The sequence below is a fragment of the Polaromonas sp. P4_H1 genome, from assembly GCF_056400945.1.
On record NZ_JBFUKG010000007.1, the window covers coordinates 149,593 to 171,085 of the forward strand.

The following is a 21,493-nucleotide window of genomic DNA, read 5'->3' on the forward strand; positions in this document are numbered from 1 at the left end:
TGGGGGCTGACCCCGCATGGTTCAAGCCAGCGCCTCGTCGGTGTCCATCAGCGCCCGGCTGCCTGAGCGCGCGGTGCGCATCAGCGTGGCGGTTTCGGGGAAGAGTTTGGCGAAGTAAAACCGCGCTGTCTGCAGCTTGGCCACGTAGAACTTGTCGGTGTTGCCGGCGGCAATCTCGCGCAGCGCGACCTGCGCCATGCGGGCCCAGAAGTAGCCGAACACCAGATGGCCGGCGACCCGCAGGTAGTCGACTGCGGCAGCGCCCACTTCGTCGGGGTTCTGGAAACCCTTGAAGCCCAGTTCGGTCGTGAACTTGGTCATCTGGTCGGCCAGGTAAGCCAGCGGGTTGATGAACTCGGCCATCTTCTCGTTTACGCCTTCCTCTTCGATCAAGGCGCCGATCAGCTTGCCGAATTTCTTCAGCGTGGCGCCGTTGTTGCCCAGGATCTTGCGGCCCAGCAGGTCCAGCGACTGGACGGTGTTGGTGCCCTCATAAATCATGTTGATGCGGTTGTCGCGCACAAACTGCTCCATGCCCCATTCCTTGATGAAGCCGTGGCCGCCAAAGACCTGCATGCAGGCGTTGGTGGCGATGTGGCCGTTGTCGGTCAGGAAGGCCTTGACGATGGGCGTGAGCAAGGCGACGATTTCGCCGGACTCCTTGCGCACCTTTTCGTCGGGGTGGTAGAGCTCCTTGTCGAGCAGCAGCGTGCAATAAATGGCCAGGGCGCGGCCGCCTTCGGCATAGGCCTTGGCGGTCAGCAGCATCTTGCGGACGTCGGGGTGCACGATGATGGGATCGGCCGGTTTGTCCTTGGCTTTCACGCCGGAGAGCGAGCGCATCTGGATGCGGTCCTTGGCATAGGCAAGTGCATTCTGGTACGCCACTTCGGTCAGGCCCAGCGACTGGTTACCCACGCCCAGGCGTGCGGCGTTCATCATCACGAACATCGCGGCCAGGCCCTTGTTGGGTGCGCCCACCATGGTTCCCACGGCGTTTTCCAGCACCATCTGGCAGGTGGAATTGCCGTGGATGCCCATCTTGTGCTCGATACCGCCGCAGTAAATGCCATTGCGCGAACCGATCGAGCCGTCCTGGTTGACGTTGAACTTGGGCACGGCAAACAGGCTGATGCCTTTGCTGCCCTGCGGCGCATCGGGCAGGCGGGCCAGCACCAGGTGAACGATGTTGCTGGTCATGTCGTGTTCGCCGGCGCTGATGAAAATCTTGTTGCCGGTCAGACGGTAGGTGCCGTCGGGCTGCGGCTCTGCCTTGGTGCGCAGCAGGCCCAGGTCGGTGCCGCAATGCGGCTCGGTCAGGCACATGGTGCCGGTCCATTCGCCGCTGGTGAGCTTGGGCAGGTAGATTTTTTTCTGCTCTTCCGTGCCGTGGGCATGCAGGGCTTCGTACGCGCCGTGCGACAGACCCGGGTACATCGTCCAGGCCTGGTTGGCCGAGTTCAGCATTTCGTAGAAGCACTGGTTGACGACAAAGGGCAGGCCCTGGCCGCCGTACTCGGGGTCGCAGCTGAGCGCGGCCCAGCCGCCTTCCACGTACTTGGCGTAAGCATCCTTGAAGCCTTTGGGCGGCGTGACTTCATGGGTGGTCTTGTCGAGCTTGCAGCCTTCCTGGTCGCCGCTGATGTTGAGCGGGAAAGTCACTTCCGAAGCGAATTTTCCGCCTTCTTCCAGCACCGCATTGATGGTGTCGGCGTCGATGTCGGCATGGCGTGGCAAAACCTTCAGCTCGTCGGTGACCTTGAGCACTTCGTGCATGACGAACTGCATGTCGCGCAGGGGTGGGTTGTACTGTGGCATGGGGAATCCTTTGGCTTTAAACCGGTTTCGAAGATGTTTTGGGGGAGGCTTTTGCCGGTGCTTTCGTCGGCGAAGCGGAAGGGAGTGGCTCTGCCGGCGACGGCGCAGCCTCGTTGCCGTAACGCGCCAGGATGTTGGCAAAGCCGGTGTTGGCGCGGGCGACGGAGCCGGGGGATTTCAGGAAACGGGCTTCGTAATGCAGCGCCAGAATGAGTCCGTGGATCTCGAAGACCATCTGCTGTTCGTCGGCATCGCGCTGCAGGTGCCCGGCCTCCTTGGCCTGCATCACGGCGCGGTACATCGCGGCCAGCCAGGTCCGCACCGAGCCCGCCAGCGCGTCGCGCACCGGCCCGGGCCGGTCGTCGAACTCGACGGCGCCGCTGATGTACAGGCATCCTGAATCGATTTCGACCGAGGTGCGGTTCATCCAGTTGTGAAACAGCGCGCGCAGGCGCGGCAGACCCCTGGAAGCCTGCAATGCCGGGAAGAACACCTCTTCCTCGAAGCGGCTGTGGTATTCGCGAACCACCGAAATCTGCAGTTCCTCGCGTGAGCCAAAATGGGCAAACACGCCGGACTTGCTCATGTGCATGACTTCGGCGAGCGCTCCTATGCTCAGGCCCTCCAGGCCAATTTGTGTGGCCAGCCCCAAGGCAGCATCGACAATGGCCGCCTTGGTCTGCTGGCCTTTTTGCTGGCTTTTGGGCACGGCTGCACCGATCGCAGGGATAGGCGCAGCCGGGACGGGAACGGTTTTGACAGGAAGTTCATTGACGGTCATGGGATTGAGCCAAAATAAAACGAACGATCGTTCTATTTTGCAACAATTCCATGACAGTCAAACCCTGAGGGTGATGGAGTGTCTGTTTATAGAGAACAAGGTCTAGCCAAACCAAGGGTAAACCCTAGAACAAGCCCACCCCCTTCCAGGCTCACTGCGTGTAGCCTGTTCCCCCCTCAGGGGGCGGAGAAATTGGCTCACCCCCGTCCAAGCTCACTGCGTGTAGCTTGTTCCCCCCTCTAGGGGGCGGCGCCTGCGGTCTGGCAAAGCCAGTCCCGCGGCCCCCGCTAGTTGTGTTCGCTCGAACTCTTCGCCCAGTATGAGCCGTGGAACCGGCTTTGCCGGGCCACAGGCGCAGCGGCCCCCGAGGGGCTGGAGCCTGCGGCTCCAAAGCTGCTCGAGCAGCTTTGGACAGGCGACAGAGGCGAAGCGTCTCGCGAGCCGCGGCCTGCAAGGCCTCGGGAGTTACGCGAAGCGAGCGACCGTGGGGGCTTTATTTCACGAGCTTGAACGGCACCACGGTCTGCTTCTGCTCGCCCAGGCCCTCGATCCACACCGCCATCTGGTCGCCCTTTTTCAGGTACACCGGCGGTTTCATGCCCAGGCCCACGCCAGGAGGCGTACCTGTGGTGATGACGTCGCCCGGCTCCAGCGTCATGAACTGGCTGACGTAGCTGACGAGCTTGGCCACGCTGAAGATCATGGTTTTGGTAGAGCCGTTTTGCATGCGCTTGCCGTTGACCTCCAGCCACATGCTCAGTTTTTGCGGGTTGGGCACGTCGTCGCGCGTCACCAGCCAGGGGCCGATCGGGCCGAAGGTGTCGCAACCCTTGCCCTTGTCCCAGGTACCGCCGCGCTCGATCTGGAACTCGCGCTCGCTGACGTCATTGATGGTGCAGTAGCCGGCCACATAAGTGAGCGCGTCCTTCTGCGACACATAGCGTGCGCGCGTGCCGATCACCACGCCGAGCTCGACTTCCCAGTCGGTCTTGACCGAGCCCTTGGGCAGCATGACCGGATCGTTGGGCCCCTGAATGCAGCTGGTGGCCTTCATGAACACGACGGGTTCAGCGGGAATCGGCAAGCCGGACTCGGCCGCGTGGTCGGCGTAGTTCAGCCCGATGGCGATGAACTTGCCGACGCCGCTGACCGGGCAGCCCATGCGCGGCGAACCCCTGACCAGCGGCAGCTTGTCGGTTTTCAATTTGCGGAGTTTGGCCAGCGCCGCATCACCGAGCTGGTCGGGACCGATGTCCTTGATCACGCCGCTGAGGTCGCGCAGCTTGCCTTCGGCATCAATCAGTCCGGGCTTTTCCTTGCCCGGGTTGCCATAACGAACGAGTTTCATGGTTTTCCTTCTGGTTAAATCAAAGTCACATCAATAAGTCAATAAGTCGAACGCCCGCCCGACAAGTCGAACACGGCGCCGGTCGAAAACGAGCATTCCTCGGTAGCCAGCCACGTCACCATGGCCGCGACCTCCTCGGGGGTGCCGAAGCGGCCCATCGGAATTTTCGACAGCATGAACTGGATGTGTTCCGCCGTCATCTGGTCAAAAATTGGCGTCTTTACCGCAGCCGGCGTCACGCAATTGACGCGCACGCCAGTATCGGCGAGTTCCTTGCCCAGGGACTTGGTCAGCGCAATCACCGCTGCCTTGCTGGCACTGTAGGCGCTGGCATTGGGATTGCCGTCCTTGCCCGCCACCGAGGCGATATTGATGATGCGGCCATAGTTGCGCGTGCGCATGTGCGGCACCACCTCGCGGCAGCAGAAGAACAGTCCGTTCAGGTTGACCTGCTGCACCTGCATCCATTGCTCGGGCGGGTAGTCCCACAACTTGACATTGGGGCCGGTGATGCCGGCCGAGTTGACCAGCACATCGATGACCGGGTGGTGGGCCACGGTTTGCCGCACGGCTTCCACCACACTGGCATGGCTGCTCACATCCACCACAACGGTATGCACGCCCGCACCGAGTTCGGTTCGGGCCGCCGCCAGCGCCTGCGGGTTGAGGTCCCACACGGTGACGGTCGCGCCCGAAGCCAGCATGCGCTGCGCGATGGCAAAGCCCAGGCCCGCCGCGCCGCCGGTGATCACCGCATGGCGGCCGGCCAGGTCAAGCTGGTTCATATGGTCATGCCGCCGTCGATGGCATAGGACTGCCCGGTCACAAAGGCCGATTCGTCACTGGCCAGAAACACCACCAGCGGCGCTATTTCATGGGCCTGTGCAAGCCGCCCCATGGGCTGGCGCGCGATGAAATTTTTCCGCGCCTCATCGGGGTCTTCAAACACATTGATGCGGTCCTGCAGCGAGGGGGTGTCGACCGTACCGGGGCAAATGGCATTGCAGCGCACACCCTGCGTCACGAAGTCGGCGGCCACGCATTTCGTGAGGCCGGTCACCGCGGCCTTGGAGGCGCCATAGACAAAGCGGTTTGGCAGGCCCTTGAAGCCGCAGACGCTGGCCATGTTGATGATGCTGCCGCCGCCATGGGCCAGCATGTTGGGCAACACCGCCTGGATCATCCAGAACTGCGAGCGCACATTCAGGTTGAAGGCAAAGTCCCAGTCCTCGTCGGTGGCCTGCAGGATGGAGCCGGCGTGGACAAAGCCGGCGCAGTTGAACAGCACGTTGAGCGGTGGCAACTCGGCTGCCAGTTTCTGGATGGCGGCCTTGTCGAGCACATTGAGCGCCGCAGTTTTGATGTTGGGCACGCCGGCGTAATCGGCGAGCAGTTTCTCATTGACATCGGTAGCCCACACCTGGGCGCCCTCGGCCGCCATGGCCAGCGCGGTGGCCTTTCCGATGCCCTGTCCGGCGGCCGTGACCAGTGCGGTTTTTCCCTGGAGTCTCATGCTTGTTCCTTGGTTGTTGACGATGGTTGTGATGATTTCGATGACTTACTTGATGGTCACGTCGGCAAGCTGCCGCTTGCCGATGACGGGCCAGTCCCATTCGATGCCCAGGCCGGGCGTGTCCGGCGGGAAGGCGTAGCCATCCGCGACGCGGATGCGGCTGGTCGTGATGTCGTCGAGCTGCGGGATGTACTCGACCCAGGCCGCGTTGGGCACGGCGGCGCACAGGCTCACATGCAGCTCCATCAGGAAGTGCGGGCACACCGGCACATCAAAGCCCTCGGCCAGATGCGCCACCTTGATCCAGGGCGTGATGCCGCCAATGCGGGCCACGTCGGGCTGGACGATGCTGCAGGCGCCCTGCTCCAGGTATTCGCGGAACTGGCTGAGGTGGTACATCGACTCGCCCACCGCCACCGGAATGGCCGTGTGTTCGCGCAGATGCCGGTGGCCGGAGATGTTTTCCGCGGGCAGCGGCTCCTCCAGCCAGGCCAGGTCTAGCGCGGCAAAAGCCGCCGCCCGGCGCACGGCCTCGGGGCGGTTGAAGCCCTGATTGGCATCGGTCATGATGTTAAAGCCCGCACCGACCGCCTCGCGCACCTTGGACAGGCGCGCCACGTCCTCGCTGACATGCGGCCGGCCGACCTTGATCTTGGCGCCCCTGAAACCCTCGGCCTGTGCGGCCAGCGTCTGGTCCACCAGTTCATCCGCGCTCAGGTGCAGCCAGCCGCCTTCGGTGGTGTAGACCGGCACCCGCGGCTGCGCGCCACCCAGCAGTTGCCACAAGGGCAGGTTCTGGCTGCGCGCGCGCCAGTCCCACAGCGCGGTGTCCACGCAGGCCAGCGCCAGGCTGGTGATGGCCCCGACAGCCGTGGCGTGGGTATGGAAAAACAGGTCTTTCCAGATCGCTTCAATCAGCAGCGGGTTGCGGCCCAGCAGGCGCGGCGCCAGGTGGTCGTGCAGCAAAGCCATCACCGACGAGCCGCCGGTGCCTATGGTGTAGGCGTAGCCGGTGCCCTCCACGCCATCGCTGCAGCGCAGGGTCAGCAGCAGCGTCTCCTGCGTCACAAAGGACTGGATGGCGTCGGTGCGCACGACCTTGGGCGGCAAATTGACCTGCCGCAGGCGGATGGATTCGATCGTTACTTCCGGTTTCATGATGCAAAAGGGTATCCAGGGTTATTCGCGGTTATTCAGGTCGGTTATTCAGGTCATGAACGGTATTACAGGGTTTAGCCGGATGCCACCGCCGGTGGATTCATGGGATTATCAATTGGTCTTACCACTTGTCCAATTCTGGCTAACCCTTAATTTCGCCGCCAAAGCCCGCATGCCCATCCAAACCGTCGAACCGAAACGCCTGTACCGCCAGATTGCCGAGCAATTGCGCTCGCTGATCAGCAAGGGCGAGTTTGCGGCTGGCAAACGCCTGCCGGCTGAGCGTGACCTGGCCAAGCAACTGGGCGTGAGCCGCCCCTCCGTGCGTGAAGCCCTGATCGCACTGGAAGTGGAAGGCTGGGTCGAAGTGCGCACCGGCTCCGGCGTTTACGTGCTGGACCGGTCAAACCAGGTTCAGCGGAAAAACGGGCCGCAGATTGCGCCGACCGAATGGGGACCGCTGGAACTCATCCGGGCGCGCCGCGTGGTGGAAGGCGAAATTGCCTCCATGGCCGCCGTCCAGGCCAAACGCAAAGACATTGACGCCATGCGCAAAGCCATAGACGCCATGAAAAACGATGCCGGGCGCGGCGTACTGCCGCTCGAAGGCGACCGGGCATTTCACACCGCGATCGTCGAGGCCTGCGGCAACGTGGTGCTGATCGAAACCGTCCAGAGTTTCTGGGATTCACGCCGCGGCCCGCTGTTCACGCGCCTGGGTGGCTATTTCGAGACCATGAAGTCATGGCAATCCGCCATCGACGAGCACGAAGCGATTTATGCAGCCATCTGCGCGCATGACGGCGCCGCTGCCCGCGCTGCGATGCATGCCCACATGGACAAGTCCCACACCCGATTCAGCGCGAGCTGGCGCCGCGCGAAGACGAGCTGATTCCTGCGTCCAGCACTTCCCTGCTTTTACTTTTACCTTCTTCAATTTTTTAACTTTTCACGTTCACCTTTTTTCAACCGAGGAGACAACATGACAAAACGATCGACGATAAAAACCATGGCCCTGTGCGCAATATTGGCGGGGACCATGGGGTCATTTGGCATCGCCCATGCGCAAACCAAGCTGAAGTGGGCCCACGTGTATGAAACGTCCGAGCCCTATCACAAATGGTCGGTCTGGGCGGCAGACGAAATCAAGAAGCGCACCAGCGGCCGCTATGAGATCCAGGTGTTCCCGGCTTCCACACTGGGCAAGGAAAGCGACATCAACCAGGGCCTGCAGCTGGGCACCGTCGACATCATCATCTCGGGCGCCTCCTTCGCTGCCCGCAGCTTTCCACGCATCGGCGTGGGCTACTACCCCTACACCTTCCGCGACCCTGAGCACCTGCTCAAATACTCCAAGAGCGATGTCTTCAAGGAACTGGCCGACGGCTACAAGCAGAAAACAGGCGTGCAGACCGTCGCCGTCACCTACTACGGCGCACGCCACTCCACCAGCAACAAGCTCTTCAAGACCTGCGATGAAATGAAGGGCCTGAAGATGCGGGTGCCGGACGTGCCCGCCTACATGGCCCTGCCGCGCGCCTGCGGCGCCAACCCGACGCCGATCGCTTTTGCCGAGGTCTACCTGGCCCTGCAGAACGGCACCGTCGATGCGCAGGAAAATCCGCTGCCCACCATCGAAGCCAAGAAGTTTTTCGAGGTCCAGAAGAACATCATCCTGACCGGCCACATCCTGGACTCACTGGTGACGCAGGTCGGCCCCCACGTCTGGACCAAGCTCAGCGATGCAGACAAGAAAATCTTCACCGACGTGATGCAGGAGGCCGCAGCCAGCGCCACGGCTGACATCAAGAAACGTGAAGGCGAGCTGGTCGACGAGTTCAAGAAAAAGGGTCTCAATGTCGTCACGGTCAACAAGGACGAGTTCCGCGACCGCATCGTGAAGGCCGTGGACATGAGCTCCATGGGCTATGACAAAAAGGATTGGGACCGCATCCAGGCCCTCAAGTAAGCACTGCGTGTTGCCCCGCCGAACCTGGGCGGGGCTGAACGCTGCAGATCGCCATTCGCCATTCCCCATTCCATCCGATCCCCTTCCCATCGCGGGGAGGGGCTTCCCCACCAACCCCTACGCCCTACCATCATGATCACCATTCCTGACATCGACGCCCTGCCCAAGGTCATGGGCGACGACGGCGAGTTCCATGCCACCGACGAAGCGGTCGACCTGTCGGACACACCCGCCGAGGCCTGGGCGGCATTGCTGTTTTTCTGGGCACTGGGGCTGACGGTCTTCTACCAGTTCTTCACCCGCTATGTGATGAACGACTCCGCCGCCTGGACCGAAGAGATCGCGCGCTACCTGCTGATCGCCACCGTGTTCGTGGGCGCCGCCATTGGCGTGGCCAAGAACAACCACATTCAGGTCGACTTTTTCTACCGCTTCATGCCGCCCTGGCTGGGGCGGGCCATGGCCCTGCTCACCGATGTGCTGCGCATCGCCTTCCTGGCGGCTGCGGTTGTATTGACCTGGCAAATGATGATGAAGATGGGCAATTACAAAATGACCATCGTCGACTTGCCCATGAACCTGGTGTATGGCGTCTGCCTGATCGGCTTTGCGGCCATGTGCGTGCGCTCGCTCTGGGTCATGCGTGTGCACGTGAAGCGCGGCTACAGCGTGCTGGAACGCCCTGAATCCACCATGGAGGACCGTTAAATGTTGAAGGTTGTTTTCCTGTTCCTGATGAGCGGCGGCCTTCCGGTGGCCATGGCCATGGCCGGCGCCTCGCTCCTCTACATCCTGTTCACCCAAAGCTCGCCGCCCTTCGTGGTGATTCACCGCATGGTCAGCGGCATTGACAGCTTTCCGCTGCTGGCCGTGCCCTTCTTCATCCTGGCCGGCAACCTGATGAACAACGCTGGCATCACCAATCGCATCTACAACTACGCGCTGGCGCTGGTGGGCTGGATGAAAGGCGGGCTGGGCCATGTCAATGTCGTGGGTTCGGTGGTGTTTGCCGGCATGAGCGGCACCGCCATCGCCGATGCGGCCGGGCTGGGCACGATCGAGATCAAGGCCATGAAGGACCATGGCTACAGCACCGAATTTGCCGTGGGCGTGACGGCCGCTTCCGCCACGCTGGGGCCCATCATTCCGCCCAGCCTGCCCTTTGTAATCTACGGCATGATGGCCAACGTCAGCGTCGGCGCGCTGTTTCTGGCGGGCATATTGCCGGGCATCCTGATGGCCATCCTGATGATGCTGACGGTGGCCTACTTCGCCCACAAGAACGGCTGGGGCGCCGACGTCAAGTTCGAGTGGAGCCGCCTGAGCAAGGCGCTGATCGAAACCGCCGTGGTCATCGGCTGGCCCCTGCTGCTGTGGCTGCTGATCGGTAAGCTGGACTTTCCGCCGCAAGTTACCGTGGCCGCCGCGCTGGTGGCGCTGTTCGCGGCCGACAAGGCCTTCAAGTTCCAGGCCGTGCTGCCCATCATGACGCCGGTGCTGCTGATCGGCGGCATGACCACCGGCATCTTCACGCCCACCGAAGGCGCCATTGCCGCCTGCGTCTGGTCGCTGATTCTCGGCTTTGCCTGGTACGGCACGCTGACCTTCAAGAGTTTCGTGAAGGTGTGCCTCGATACGGTGGAGACAACGTCCACCGTGTTGTTCATCGTGGCCGCGGCCTCCATCTTCGGCTGGATGCTCACGGCCACCGGCGTGACCACCGACATCGCCAACTGGGTGCTGGCTTTCACCAAGGAGGCCTGGGTCTTCCTGCTGCTGGCCAATGTGCTGATGCTGTTTGTGGGCTGCTTCCTGGAACCGACGGCGGCCATCACGATTCTGGTGCCCATCCTGGTGCCCATCGCCGTTCAGCTGGGCATTGACCCCATTCATTTCGGACTGGTGATGGTGCTCAACCTGATGATTGGCCTGCTGCACCCGCCCATGGGCATGGTGCTGTTTGTGCTGGCGCGCGTGGCCAAGCTCTCGGTCGAGCGCACCACCATCGCCATCCTGCCCTGGCTGTTTCCGCTGCTGGGCAGCCTGGTGATCATCACCTACTTCCCCAAGCTGGTGCTGTGGCTGCCCAAGATGTTTTATTGAAATGTTTTGTTGAAATGTTTGACTGAAGAGAAATTTCCATGACCCCATTCATTCGCCTTCATCCCGCCGATGACGTGCTGATTGCCCGCCAGCAATTGCTGAGCGGCACCAGCGTCGAAGGTGTCCCGGTCAAGGGCCTGATCCCGGCCGGCCACAAGATTGCCACCCACGCCATCGCGCCGGGCGAGCCCGTGCGGCGCTACAACCAGATCATCGGCTTTGCCAGCAAACCGATTGCCGCCGGTGAGCATGTTCACACGCACAACCTCGACATGGGCCCGGACAAGGGCGACTTCGAGCGCGACTACGCCTTTGGCGCGGACGTCAAGCCCGAGCCGGCGCGGCGGGAAGCCACCTTCATGGGCATCAAGCGGGCCGACGGCCGCGTCGCGACGCGCAACTACATCGGCGTGCTGACCAGTGTGAACTGCTCGGCCACGGCGGCCCGCGCCATAGCCGACCACTTTTCGCGGCGCACCAACCCGGCGGCGCTGGCCGATTTTCCGAATGTCGACGGCGTGGTGGCCTTGACCCACGGCACCGGCTGCGGCATGGACACCGAGGGCATGGGCATGCAGATGCTGCAGCGCACGCTGGCCGGTTACGCCACGCACGCCAACTTCGCCGCCGTGCTGGTGGTGGGGCTGGGCTGCGAAGCCAACCAGATCAATGCGTGGCTGGCCCACAGCAGCCTGCGGGAAGGCGAAACCTTCAAGGTGTTCAACATCCAGGACACGGGCGGCACGACCAAGACCGTGGCCAAGGGTGTGGCGCTGATCAACGAGATGCTGCCCACCGTCAACAACGTGAAACGCGAGCCCTGCAGCGCCGCGCACATCACCATCGGCCTGCAGTGCGGCGGCTCGGACGGCTACTCGGGCATCAGCGCCAACCCGGCGCTGGGCGCGGCGGTGGACCTGCTGGTGGCACACGGCGGCACCGCCATCCTGAGCGAGACGCCTGAAATTTACGGCGCGGAACACCTGCTGACGCGCCGGGCGGTGAAGCCCGAGGTGGCTGAGAAGCTGATTCAGCGCATCAAGTGGTGGGAGCACTACACCGAAATCAACGAAGGCGAGATGAACAACAACCCCTCGCCGGGCAACAAGGCCGGTGGGCTGACCACCATTCTGGAAAAATCGCTGGGCGCCGTCGCCAAGGGCGGCACCAGCAACCTGCAGGCGGTCTATGAATACGCCGAGCCGGTGCAGGCCCACGGTTTTGTCTACATGGACACGCCCGGCTACGACCCGGTCAGTGCGACCGGCCAGGTGGCCGGCGGCGCCAACCTGATCTGCTTCACGACCGGCCGCGGCTCGGCCTATGGCTGCGCGCCCTCGCCCTCGCTCAAGCTGTCGACCAACTCGGCGCTGTGGCGCAAGCAGGAAGACGACATGGACATCAACTGCGGCGAGATCATCGACGGCAGCAGCACGGTGGCCGAGATGGGGCAACGCATTTTTGAACTGGTACTGGCCACCGCCTCGGGCGCACCCAGCAAGAGCGAAAAACACGGCTACGGGCAAAACGAGTTTGTGCCCTGGCAGGTCGGTGCGGTGATGTAGTCCTTTTTTTCACTCCCTCTCCCTCTGGGAGAGGGCGGGGGTGTGGGCCCTGCGCACCGAGAAGCCCTCACCCTGACCCTCTCCCAGGGGGAGAGGGAATGGAATCCCAAAACACCTTCAACACCCTCATGAGCCACACCATCTCCGCCCCCCAGTTACGTGCACAGGTAGCGACTGTTTTAAAAGCCGCCGGCAGTTCGCCCGAAGAGGCCGCAGCCGTTGCCGCCAACCTGGTGCTGGCCAACCTGAGCGGCCATGACTCGCATGGCGTGGGCATGCTGCCGCGCTACGTGGACGCGGTGCTCGAAGGCGGCCTCAAACCCAACAACGGCGTGCGGGTAGTCCTCGACACCGGCTCGCTGCTCACGCTGGACGGCCAGCGCGGCTACGGCCAGGTCGTCGGCGAGCAGGCGATGGCGCTGGGCATCAGCCGCGCCAAGGCCCATGGCAGCTGCATCATGACGCTGGGCAATGCCCACCACCTCGGGCGCATCGGGCACTTCGCCGAAATGGCGGTGGATCAAGGCCTGGTGTCCCTGCATTTTGTCAACGTGCTGTCGCGCCCGGTGGTGGCGCCGTTTGGCGGAGGCGATGGCCGCTTTGGCACCAACCCCTGCTGCATCGGCATTCCACTGAAGGGGCGTGGCGCGAGCGAGCGCCGCGAAGGGCCGCCCCAAGCAAGCTCAGCCCCTTCTGGTGATGATAGGGGCAGCGTACCGCCGAAGGCTCGCGAAGCGACAAGCGTGGGGGCTCCTTTCGTGTTGGACTTTGCCACCAGCCGCGTGGCGCAGGGCAAGATGCGTGTCGCGCACAACAAGGGGATTCAGGTCGAGCCCGGCACACTCATCGACGAACACGGCAACCCGACCACCGACCCGGGTGTGGTGGTGGTGCCCCAGAGCAATGGGCTGTTTGGCGCGCTGCTGGCCTTTGGCGAGCACAAGGGATACGGCATGGCCGTGGCCTGCGAACTGCTGGGCGGCGCGCTGACAGGTGGCGGCACCTGGCACAAAGCCACCGACCCGGCCGTGCGCGCCGTGGTCAACGGCATGCTGACGATTTTGATCGACCCGGCCAAGCTGGGCACCCAGGCCGCTTTCGAGCAGGAAGCGGTGGCCTTTGTGGACTGGCTCCAGGCCGGGCCGGTCGCACCCGGCTTTGACGCCGTGCAGATTGCCGGCGACCCGGAGCGCGCCACCCGCGCGCAGCGCGAAGTCGAAGGCATTGCGGTGGATGACCAGACCTGGCAAGAGATGGTTGCCGCCGGCCGCAAGGTCGGTGCGACCCTGCAAGGCTGATTTCCACAGCCCCACCATTCAGCTATTGCATTCAGCTACCCAATTGATGGCTATTTGCGCAGATAGATCAATGGCCAGACATTCAAAACACTTTCAGACACTCTCAACCACTTTTTAATCAAATACTTTTCAAATGTCTTTCAACACCATGACTCCCCCCATTCAGGACCAGGTCGCCCTCGTCACCGGAGCCAACGCCGGCATGGGCCTGGCGACCGTTCGCGCCCTGCTCGACGCAGGCTACCGTGTGGCCGCCACCGACTTGCGGACCGACCAGGTCGCCAGCTTGCTGGCAGTGCACGGCGACCGGCTGGCCTGCTTCACCATGGACGTGAGCGATCAGGCCCAGGTGCATGCGGCCTGCGACCAGATCGAGGCGCGCTTCGGCCGCATCGACGTGTGCGTGAACAATGCCGGCTTCCTGCAGTACGCCAATTGCGAACAAACCACCCCCGAACTCTGGCGCAAGACCCTGAGCATCAACCTCGACGGCGTGTTTTATGTGAGCCAACGCGTGGCGCCGGGCATGAAAGCACGCGGCTTTGGGCGCATCGTCAACGTGTCGTCCTACGGTGCCAAAACCGGCGGCCTGTCGCCGCTGCCGGCCTACGCGGCCAGCAAGGGCGGCGTGATTTCGCTGACCTTCAGCTTTGCACGCGAATACGCCCCGTTTGGCGTGACCTGCAACGCCCTGGCCCCGACCTTCGTCAAGACCCAGATGCTGACCGAGCAGGTCAGCGCCGAGCGGCAAGCCGAGCTGCGCCAGAAAATCCCGGTGGGCCGCTTTTGCGAGCTCGAGGAATTTGCCCACAGTGTGCTGTTTCTGGCGCACCCGCTGAGCGGCTTCATCACCGGCGAGGTGCTGGATCTCAATGGTGGCCTGCAGTTCGATTGAGTGAGCCCGCGCCTGTTCGCGCCCCTGCTGCGGTGCGAACAGGTCGCAACGGTGCGACGCAACCCGTGCGCCGTCTGATTGCCTTATTGCGAACTGACGAAGCCCTGCGACAGGCTCAGGACGAACAGTAGCCGAATGCCCGTCTGATGATGGACAGAAGTTCCGGCAAGAGCTCAGTCTGACGGATGCAGCTGCGCCAGCGCAGCGGCGACACCCTGGCGCCGAATGACCTGCAACCAGTGTTCCACGCGCGCGATCCAGCGTGCGTCGTGCGGCAACACCTCGCCCCATATCGAGCTCACGGCGAGCAGCGCACGCACCGTGCCAGGCACATCGTCCCGGCGCCGCTGTGCGGTGGCCTGCAAGGCCGCCCCCAGCGGGTCCGAGATGGCATAAGCCTGGCCTTGTTCATCGGCGCCCAGCAGATAGCGCATCCACACCGCCGCGGCCAGCGCCAGGGGTTCGATCGAACCGTTCGCCGCCAGTTGCGCCAGCACCGTCGCTTGCCAGCGCAGGGGAATCTTGAGCGAGCTGTCGGTGGCGATCTGGTGCACCTTGTGCCGGAGTTCGGGATTGGCAAAGCGCGCCAGCAAGGCATCGCGATAGGCCGGCAGCCCAGGGCGCTGCAGGTGCGGCATCACCACCTCGGTCATCAGGCTGGGAATAAAGCGGTGGATGTCAGGCCGGGCAATGCAGTCGGCCACCGTGGGCACACCCAGCACCGCACCGATCAACGCGATGGCCGTGTGACTGCCGTTGAGCATGCGCAGCTTGGCCTCCTCAAAGGGTTTGACGTCTTCCACCACCTGGACACCGGCAGCCGCCAGCGCGACGCCATCCGCGTCGTCGACAAAGCGGCGCTCGATCACCCACTCCCAGAATTCTTCGGTGCCCAGCGCACAAGCATCCGCCAGTCCCAGCGCTTGTGCCGCATCGCTGCGATGCTGTGCGGTGGCGGCCGGAACAATGCGGTCGACCATGCTGTTGGGGAAAGCGCAGGCGGTGTCAATCCACTGCGCCAGCGCAGCATCGTGCTGCGCCGCATCCACACACAGCTGCTGCAGCTTGCGGCCGTTGTCAGAGAGGTTGTCGCAGGAAGCGATCGTCAGCCCGCCCAGACCCGCCGCGCGGCGCGCCGCCAGCCCCTGCACCAGCAAGGCCGCCAGCGCCGGGCCATAGCCTTTTTCGGTCACCGTCAGCGTGACCCAGCGCGTGCCGGGTGCGGCAATAGCCGCCACCACGTGCGCAGGCTCACGCGCCGCCACGCAGGCCTGCAACACCGAGCCGACCACCTGCCAGCGCCGCCCCTCGTGGCTGGCCACTTGCACTGAGTAGAGCCCGTCCTGCGCAGCCAGGGCATCGGCCAGTTCGGTTGTGCGCATGGCCACGCCCAGTACGCCCCAGCGCGGGTCGCCGCGCTGCAACAGGGCGTCAAACACCATGGCCTGGTGGGCACGGTGAAAAGCGCCCAGCCCGAGATGCACCACGCCTACGTGGGCATCGGTGCGGCGATAGTGCGGCAGTTGAACAGGCGATGGTGTGGCAAACGCAGAGTCCGTCAACTGCGTCAGTGTGGCTTGGTTCAATGGCTGCATAGGTGATCAGGTGGATGGAAAATCGACGGTGCGGATGGCGGCAAAGCTGCCGAAGGCGATGGGCAGCCGCTCGCCAGTGTCGGTGAAACCCTGGCTGCTGACGCGAAATACCTGCAGCTCACGCTCCACGGTGTTTTGCACCAGCAGGGCGGTGCTGTCGTGCGAAAACGCCGCGCCCTGCGCCCAGCGGCCAATCGGGTGCTCGGCATGGCGGACCAGCTGCAGGCCGCTGACACGGAACACCATCAGGGTGCCGTTCGGGTTGAAAAAAGGCGAGTCCTCAACACGGGTGGAGCCGTTGTGGCACACCGCCACCACCCAGGCGCCATCGGGCGAGACCACCACCGCCTCCGGCGTCGCGGCAACACCCAGCGTGTCCACCACGCGGTAGGGCTTGCGCGTGAGATCGATCACGCTGATCGAGTCCGCATCGCCGCTGACCCGCCCTACGTTCGCCGTCACCGCGAACTGACCGTTGGGCGCCACCGACAGGCCATAGGGCTTGATGCCGGCGCTGATGTCGCGCCCGGCCGCCCGCACCTGGCCATCGGCCACATCAAAGACCGACACGAAGTGGTCGCCGTCGCGCGACACCAGCAGGGTGGCGCCATCGGGCGTGAAAGCCGTCGAAGCAGGCTGGCACTGGCGGTCGCCGACCGGCACGGTGGCGGTTTTGACCAGGGTTTGGCCCTCGACACGGAACACGGACAACGTGCCGTCATTGCGGTTGGCCACCACGGCCATGCGCCCGTCGGGTGAAAACGACACCCCCGTGGGGCCCAGTCCGGCTTCCAGGGTTTGCGAGATGCGTGCGGGCCCGGACGCGATGTCGATGACGGTCACACGCGTGTCGGGAACCGTACGCGCGGGGTTGGCCGGATCGGTTTTTTGCGCGGCCGTGACAAGGGCCAGCGTCTGGTCCGGGCTGACGGCCACGCTTTGCGGCGGGCCAGCCAGACTGGTGGGCATGGCCAGATAGCCCACTTCCCGGGGCGGGAAGACGGACAGGTCGTACAGCATGGCGCCGTCGCGCTCACCGTGGTTGATGACTTTGATGCTGCCCTTGTCCAGCACCAGCTTGCCGTCGACGGCCGAGAGGGCGATCTGCCTTTTTCCGACGCTGCTGGCTCCGGCGCTAGTGGCTGCCCTGGTCATGCATTGCCCAGGGGTGCAACGCCCAATTGGGTCGCACAGGCCGCGAGTTTGTCCAGCGTCGCGTCGCTCAGGGCGATGCCCTGTTGCTGCGCGCGCGCGATGTTGCCGCTGGCCTGGTCGCCCGGCAAACGCACCAGACCATCGGGCTGAACCGGCGTGCTGGCGCGGCAGGCGTCGCCAATGAAATCCATTTGGGTGAGGAAGTTGTCGCGGCCGGCAAAGGCCTCGGGGTCCATGACCTGCAGAAACACGTTGGCGCCCCAGCGGTTGGGGGCATCAATGCGGCCGTGGCCGGCCAGCCCCTGGGTCAGGGCCTCGACCATCAAGGCCAGGCCAAAACCCTTGTGGCCGTATTCCGCACCGCCGAGCAGCAGCAACGAACCGCGCGGCGTGGTCTGCTCCAGCACACGCGGGTCAGTGGTCGGCTGGCCGGCGTTGTCCATCAGCCAGGGGTGTTCGAACTGCGCACCGGCGGCGGCCTTGGTGCGGGCCATGGAGACGGTGGTGATGGAGGCGCAGATGTCCACCAGCACCGGGGCCTTGCTGCCGGGGTAGCCGATGGCAAACGGGTTGGGCGTCAACACCGGGTCACGTCCGCCAAAAGGTGCGACAAACTTGCCACCCGGGTCGGACGTGGCCAGGATGGCCACCAGGCCCCGGTCGGTGGCCTGTTTGACCAGCGCGGCCAGGCAGGCGATGTGGTGGCTGCGGCGCATGGCGAAGGTCACGACGCCGTGCCGGGCGACGCGCTCGAACGCCAGGCTCAAGGCCTTGTCGACCAGCCACAGGCCGGGCAGGTAGTGGCCGTCCCACACCACGGTGGCGCCGGTGTCCCGCACCACTTCGGGCTCACCGTCAGTGCCCATCAGCTGGTTCTTCAACTGGTCAATGTAGAGCGGGCACAGCGCCACGCCGTGGGTGTGGCGCTGCATCATGTCGGTCAGCACCAGCAGGCGGGCCACGGTGTCTGCCTTGGCGGCGGGCAGACCGGCGGCCGTGAGCAACTGGCTGGCAAATCGGGTCAGGTCGGCGGGGGTGTGGCGTAGAGCGGTGGTCATGGGCTTGAATCGCAAATTTGGATGGGGTGAGTGAATGGAACGAGGCGTTGCAATGAACACAATGAAGGATAAGGACGACTATTTCAGGCTGCCGCCAATGAACTGCCTGAGCTCGGGCGTTTGGGGTGAGGCGAAGAGTTGCTCTGACGGACCGGCCTCCCAGACCTTGCCCTGGTGCATGAAGACGGTGATGTCGGCGACGCTCTTGGCGAAACCCATCTCGTGCGTCACCAGCAGCATGGTCATGCCGTTTTTGGCCAGGTTTTCCATCACGATCAGCACCTCGCCCGTCAGCTCGGGATCCAGCGCGGAAGTCACTTCATCGAACAGCATGACCTTGGGCTGCATGGCCAGCGAGCGCGCAATCGCCACGCGTTGCTGCTGCCCGCCGGACAGCTTCTCCGGGTAGGCGCCGAATTTCTCCGAGAGTCCCACCTGCGCCAGCGTCGCCTCGGCAATGCGCCGGGTTTCTTCCCGCGAGATGCCTTTGGTGATGCGCGGCGCGAGCATGATGTTTTCACCGACGGTCAAGTGGGGGAACAGGTTGTAGCTTTGAAAAACAATGCCCACGTCCTTGCGCAGTTCCCGCAAATGCCGGCCGCTGTTGTCGAGCTTGTGGCCGGCAATGTCGATGTTTCCGGCGTAAATCGTTTCCAGCCCGTTGAGGCAGCGCAACAAGGTGCTTTTGCCCGAACCGCTGCGCCCGATGATGGCCACCACCTGGCCCGCCTGGACATCCAGCGAAACACCCTTGAGCACCTCGACTGCGCCAAAACGCTTGACGACATTTTCAATTTTGACGATTGGCATGTACTTTCCTCTCTAACATTTTGCTCAGGTGGGACAAGGGGAAACACAGCGAGAAATACAGCAGCGCCACGATCCCGTAAACCATGAAGGGAGAGTGCAGGCTGGTCTCGATGTGCTCGCCGGCGCGCATCAGGTCGATGTAGCCCACGACGGACACGATCGAGGTGTTCTTGATCAGCTGGACCAGAAACCCGACCGTGGGCGGCAGCGAAATACGCACCGACTGCGGCAGGATGATGAAGCGAAACTGCTGGGCCCGCGTCATGGCCAGCGAGGACGAGGCTTCCCATTGCTGGTAAGGCACCGACTCCATCGCACCACGCCAGATGTCGGCCAGATAGGCCCCGGCATACAGGCCCAGGGCGATGGTGGCAATGACCAGTGCCGGTGGATCGAAACCCATATAGGCCAGCCCGAAATACGCCAGGAATAACACCAGCAAAACCGGCAGGCCCTGCAGCACCTGAATGTAGAGAACCGCGACATTGCGCAGCAGATTGTGGTGAGACACCCGCGCAATGGCAAAAAAAGCACCGATCACACTGCCCAGCAAGAGCGACGAGACGGTCAGTGCCAGCGTCCAGCCCAGAGACCGGATCAAAAACATGAATTCGGGAAACCCGAAGCTTTCGATCATCATCCCAAACCTTTCGAAACCGCATTGGCTTTGGCGTCCTGCAGCGCCGGGAACAGCGTCCGCCCCAGCACGGCCAGGCCCCATTTCATCAGCAGCGCGACGCCGAGGTAAATCGGTGCGGGGATGAGGTAGGCCTCGAAGCCGCGCGCGGTGTTGGACTCCACAAACTTGGTGGCGGCCATCAGGTCGGTCACCGGAATGAACGAGCACACGCTGGTGGCCAGCATGGTCAGCACGAACTGGCTGCTGAGCGCCGGCCAGACCCTGGCCAGCGCCGGCATGATGACCACATGGCGGTACAGCTGGGCGCGGGTCATGGCCAGGGACAACCCGGCCTCCAGCTGGGACGGGTGGATGGCGTCGATGCCGGCCCGAATGATTTCCGTGGAATAGGCGCTTAAATTAAGCATCAGCGCCAGCAAGGCCCCCATCAGCGGCGGGATCGGAAAGCCCATCGATCCCAGTCCGAAGTAGATATAAAAAAGCTGAACGATAAAAGGCGTGTTGCGCAAAAACTCGACATAGACCGTGACGAGTTTGGGAATCGGCTGGGGTGCGATCTTGCGCGCCAGCGCCAGTGCCACCGCCAGCGCAAATCCCAGCGGAATCACGCACACCACCAGGCCCAGCGTACCCAGCGCACCTTCGGCGTAGAGCTGCCAGCTGGCAAAAATCGATTGGAAATGAAGCTCGGCTTTCACAGGCATCTTTCAGCGGGTTGAACGGCAAGGCACGCGCATTGGCGCCGCTTCGGGCGGCGCCAATGCCTTATCCCGGGGGACCAGGGATCAGGGGAAAAATCAGAAGGTAGGCAGATCGGGCAGCGGGGAGCCAATCCACTTGCGAGCAATTTCGTCGAGCTCGCCGTTGATCTTGATGTAATAGATCGTGTTGTTCAGCCACTGTTGCAACTCGAAAGCGTCTTTGCGCACGGCCATCGAGTTGGGCTGTTTGCTGAAAAAGAATTTCAGCGCCATATCGCCATCGGGCCGGGCCTTCAGGCTCTGGTTGGCCATGGTGTCGGGCTCGGCACAGGCGTCGATTTGCCCCGAAAAGACGGCCTGGATGACGGCGGCATCGGTGTCAAAACGCACGACCTTCAAGCCGACCAAGCCCTCCTGCTTGACCAGTGTCGGCTCTACGCTGGAGCCGCGATTCACGCCGACCTTTTTGCCTTTGAGGTCCGCCCAGTCCTTGATCTTCAGGGCTTTCTTGGCGTAAATGCCGACCTGGAAGGCGTTATAGGGAATGGTGAACATCACCGTCTTGGCGCGCTCAGGCGTGGGCGCCAGGGTCGAGACGAGAAAGTCCACCTTGCCAGACTCGAGCGCCGGAATACGCGCCGGCGGCTCCAGCGCCACCATCTCCACCGGCACGCCCAGGTACTTGCCGAGCAGGGTCGCGGTATCGGCATCAAAGCCCACCGGATTGCCGGACGAGTCCACCGCCCCCATCGGCGGAGCCCCCACCAGGACGCCAATCTTGACCTTGCCCCGCTTGACGATGTCGGTGACGGTCTGGGCTGAAGCGACATTGCCCGTCAAAGCGACGCTGGCCAGAACCGTCAGGCCGACCGCCGCAACTCTGAGAATTTTCTTGATCTGCATAGATGACTCCGCTTGGGTTTGATTTGAAAAAGCCAGGTTTTGGGAAGAGCTGGCCTGACACCAACTGAACGGAAGTTTAAAAGTGGCAACCAGAAATGCCATAGTGGTAAACCAGTAAAGCCAAAATTGGTAAACCACTTATAGTTTGGTCTAACCAGTAAGCGCTACGAGATACACTTATGC

At 63.1% G+C, this 21,493-nt stretch carries 20 protein-coding genes; 7 read left to right on the forward strand and 13 right to left on the reverse strand.

What is annotated here, in order from left to right; all coding sequences use genetic code 11:
* Positions 1–21 precede the first annotated feature (21 nt).
* The 6 genes from AC1DS5_RS11310 to AC1DS5_RS11335 all read right to left on the reverse strand — a co-directional run bounded on the left by AC1DS5_RS11310 (position 22) and on the right by AC1DS5_RS11335 (position 6,618).
* On the reverse strand, positions 22–1,818 hold the full coding sequence (locus AC1DS5_RS11310; RefSeq protein ID WP_477718351.1) for an acyl-CoA dehydrogenase C-terminal domain-containing protein: 1,797 nt from the start codon (positions 1,816–1,818) through the stop codon (positions 22–24).
* Between the two features lie 16 nt (positions 1,819–1,834).
* Complete coding sequence (locus tag AC1DS5_RS11315; RefSeq protein ID WP_477718352.1) at positions 1,835–2,599, reverse strand: TetR/AcrR family transcriptional regulator; 765 nt, start codon at positions 2,597–2,599, stop codon at positions 1,835–1,837.
* Positions 2,600–3,092: 493 nt separating this feature from the next.
* Positions 3,093–3,947 carry a fumarylacetoacetate hydrolase family protein gene (locus AC1DS5_RS11320; RefSeq protein WP_477718353.1) on the reverse strand — a complete coding sequence of 285 codons (855 nt, stop codon included), beginning with the start codon at positions 3,945–3,947 and terminating at the stop codon, positions 3,093–3,095.
* 38 nt (positions 3,948–3,985) lie between these two features.
* Positions 3,986–4,732 carry an SDR family NAD(P)-dependent oxidoreductase gene (locus tag AC1DS5_RS11325; RefSeq protein WP_477718354.1) on the reverse strand — a complete coding sequence of 249 codons (747 nt, stop codon included), beginning with the start codon at positions 4,730–4,732 and terminating at the stop codon, positions 3,986–3,988.
* Positions 4,729–5,460: an SDR family oxidoreductase gene (locus AC1DS5_RS11330; RefSeq protein WP_477718355.1), complete on the reverse strand. Its 732-nt coding sequence runs from the start codon at positions 5,458–5,460 to the stop codon at positions 4,729–4,731. Before AC1DS5_RS11330 ends, AC1DS5_RS11325 begins: the two co-directional genes overlap by 4 nt.
* A 45-nt stretch (positions 5,461–5,505) precedes the next feature.
* On the reverse strand, positions 5,506–6,618 hold the full coding sequence (locus tag AC1DS5_RS11335) for a mandelate racemase/muconate lactonizing enzyme family protein (protein WP_477718356.1): 1,113 nt from the start codon (positions 6,616–6,618) through the stop codon (positions 5,506–5,508).
* A 172-nt stretch (positions 6,619–6,790) separates the two neighbouring features.
* On the opposite strand from AC1DS5_RS11335, the gene AC1DS5_RS11340 reads away from it, so the two are divergent.
* The 7 genes from AC1DS5_RS11340 to AC1DS5_RS11370 all read left to right on the forward strand — a co-directional run bounded on the left by AC1DS5_RS11340 (position 6,791) and on the right by AC1DS5_RS11370 (position 14,448).
* The gene (locus tag AC1DS5_RS11340) at positions 6,791–7,510 is read left to right on the forward strand and encodes a FadR/GntR family transcriptional regulator (protein ID WP_477718357.1); all 720 of its coding nucleotides are present in this window, start codon (positions 6,791–6,793) and stop codon (positions 7,508–7,510) included.
* 90 nt (positions 7,511–7,600) lie between these two features.
* Positions 7,601–8,587, forward strand: coding sequence for a sialic acid TRAP transporter substrate-binding protein SiaP (locus tag AC1DS5_RS11345; RefSeq protein WP_477718358.1), 987 nt, complete (start codon positions 7,601–7,603; stop codon positions 8,585–8,587).
* A gap of 132 nt (positions 8,588–8,719) precedes the next feature.
* Complete coding sequence (locus AC1DS5_RS11350) at positions 8,720–9,295, forward strand: TRAP transporter small permease (protein ID WP_477718359.1); 576 nt, start codon at positions 8,720–8,722, stop codon at positions 9,293–9,295.
* Positions 9,296–10,690, forward strand: a complete 1,395-nt coding sequence (locus AC1DS5_RS11355; RefSeq protein ID WP_477718360.1) for a TRAP transporter large permease — start codon at positions 9,296–9,298, stop codon at positions 10,688–10,690.
* Positions 10,691–10,728: 38 nt separating this feature from the next.
* A complete protein-coding gene (locus AC1DS5_RS11360; RefSeq protein WP_477718361.1) occupies positions 10,729–12,255 on the forward strand; it encodes a UxaA family hydrolase in 1,527 nt (508 codons plus the stop codon).
* Between the two features lie 128 nt (positions 12,256–12,383).
* Positions 12,384–13,553 carry an Ldh family oxidoreductase gene (locus tag AC1DS5_RS11365; RefSeq protein ID WP_477718428.1) on the forward strand — a complete coding sequence of 390 codons (1,170 nt, stop codon included), beginning with the start codon at positions 12,384–12,386 and terminating at the stop codon, positions 13,551–13,553.
* Between the two features lie 148 nt (positions 13,554–13,701).
* Positions 13,702–14,448 (forward strand): SDR family NAD(P)-dependent oxidoreductase, encoded by a 747-nt coding sequence (locus tag AC1DS5_RS11370; RefSeq protein WP_477718362.1) that lies wholly within the window; start codon positions 13,702–13,704, stop codon positions 14,446–14,448.
* 173 nt (positions 14,449–14,621) lie between these two features.
* Here the strand turns inward: AC1DS5_RS11370 and AC1DS5_RS11375 are convergent, their stop codons facing one another.
* From AC1DS5_RS11375 to AC1DS5_RS11405, 7 genes are all read right to left on the reverse strand, one after another.
* Complete coding sequence (locus AC1DS5_RS11375; RefSeq protein ID WP_477718363.1) at positions 14,622–16,043, reverse strand: mannitol dehydrogenase family protein; 1,422 nt, start codon at positions 16,041–16,043, stop codon at positions 14,622–14,624.
* 6 nt (positions 16,044–16,049) lie between these two features.
* Positions 16,050–17,198 carry a beta-propeller fold lactonase family protein gene (locus tag AC1DS5_RS11380; protein WP_477718364.1) on the reverse strand — a complete coding sequence of 383 codons (1,149 nt, stop codon included), beginning with the start codon at positions 17,196–17,198 and terminating at the stop codon, positions 16,050–16,052.
* On the reverse strand, positions 17,195–18,256 hold the full coding sequence (locus AC1DS5_RS11385; RefSeq protein WP_477718365.1) for an Ldh family oxidoreductase: 1,062 nt from the start codon (positions 18,254–18,256) through the stop codon (positions 17,195–17,197). The genes AC1DS5_RS11380 and AC1DS5_RS11385 overlap by 4 nt, the downstream gene beginning before the upstream one ends.
* A gap of 78 nt (positions 18,257–18,334) precedes the next feature.
* Complete coding sequence (locus AC1DS5_RS11390) at positions 18,335–19,066, reverse strand: amino acid ABC transporter ATP-binding protein (protein ID WP_477718366.1); 732 nt, start codon at positions 19,064–19,066, stop codon at positions 18,335–18,337.
* Positions 19,047–19,706 carry an amino acid ABC transporter permease gene (locus tag AC1DS5_RS11395; RefSeq protein ID WP_477718367.1) on the reverse strand — a complete coding sequence of 220 codons (660 nt, stop codon included), beginning with the start codon at positions 19,704–19,706 and terminating at the stop codon, positions 19,047–19,049. The genes AC1DS5_RS11390 and AC1DS5_RS11395 overlap by 20 nt, the downstream gene beginning before the upstream one ends.
* On the reverse strand, positions 19,703–20,404 hold the full coding sequence (locus AC1DS5_RS11400) for an amino acid ABC transporter permease (protein ID WP_477718368.1): 702 nt from the start codon (positions 20,402–20,404) through the stop codon (positions 19,703–19,705). The genes AC1DS5_RS11395 and AC1DS5_RS11400 overlap by 4 nt, the downstream gene beginning before the upstream one ends.
* 99 nt (positions 20,405–20,503) lie before the next feature.
* The gene (locus AC1DS5_RS11405) at positions 20,504–21,310 is read right to left on the reverse strand and encodes a transporter substrate-binding domain-containing protein (RefSeq protein WP_477718369.1); all 807 of its coding nucleotides are present in this window, start codon (positions 21,308–21,310) and stop codon (positions 20,504–20,506) included.
* Positions 21,311–21,493: the final 183 nt, after the last annotated feature.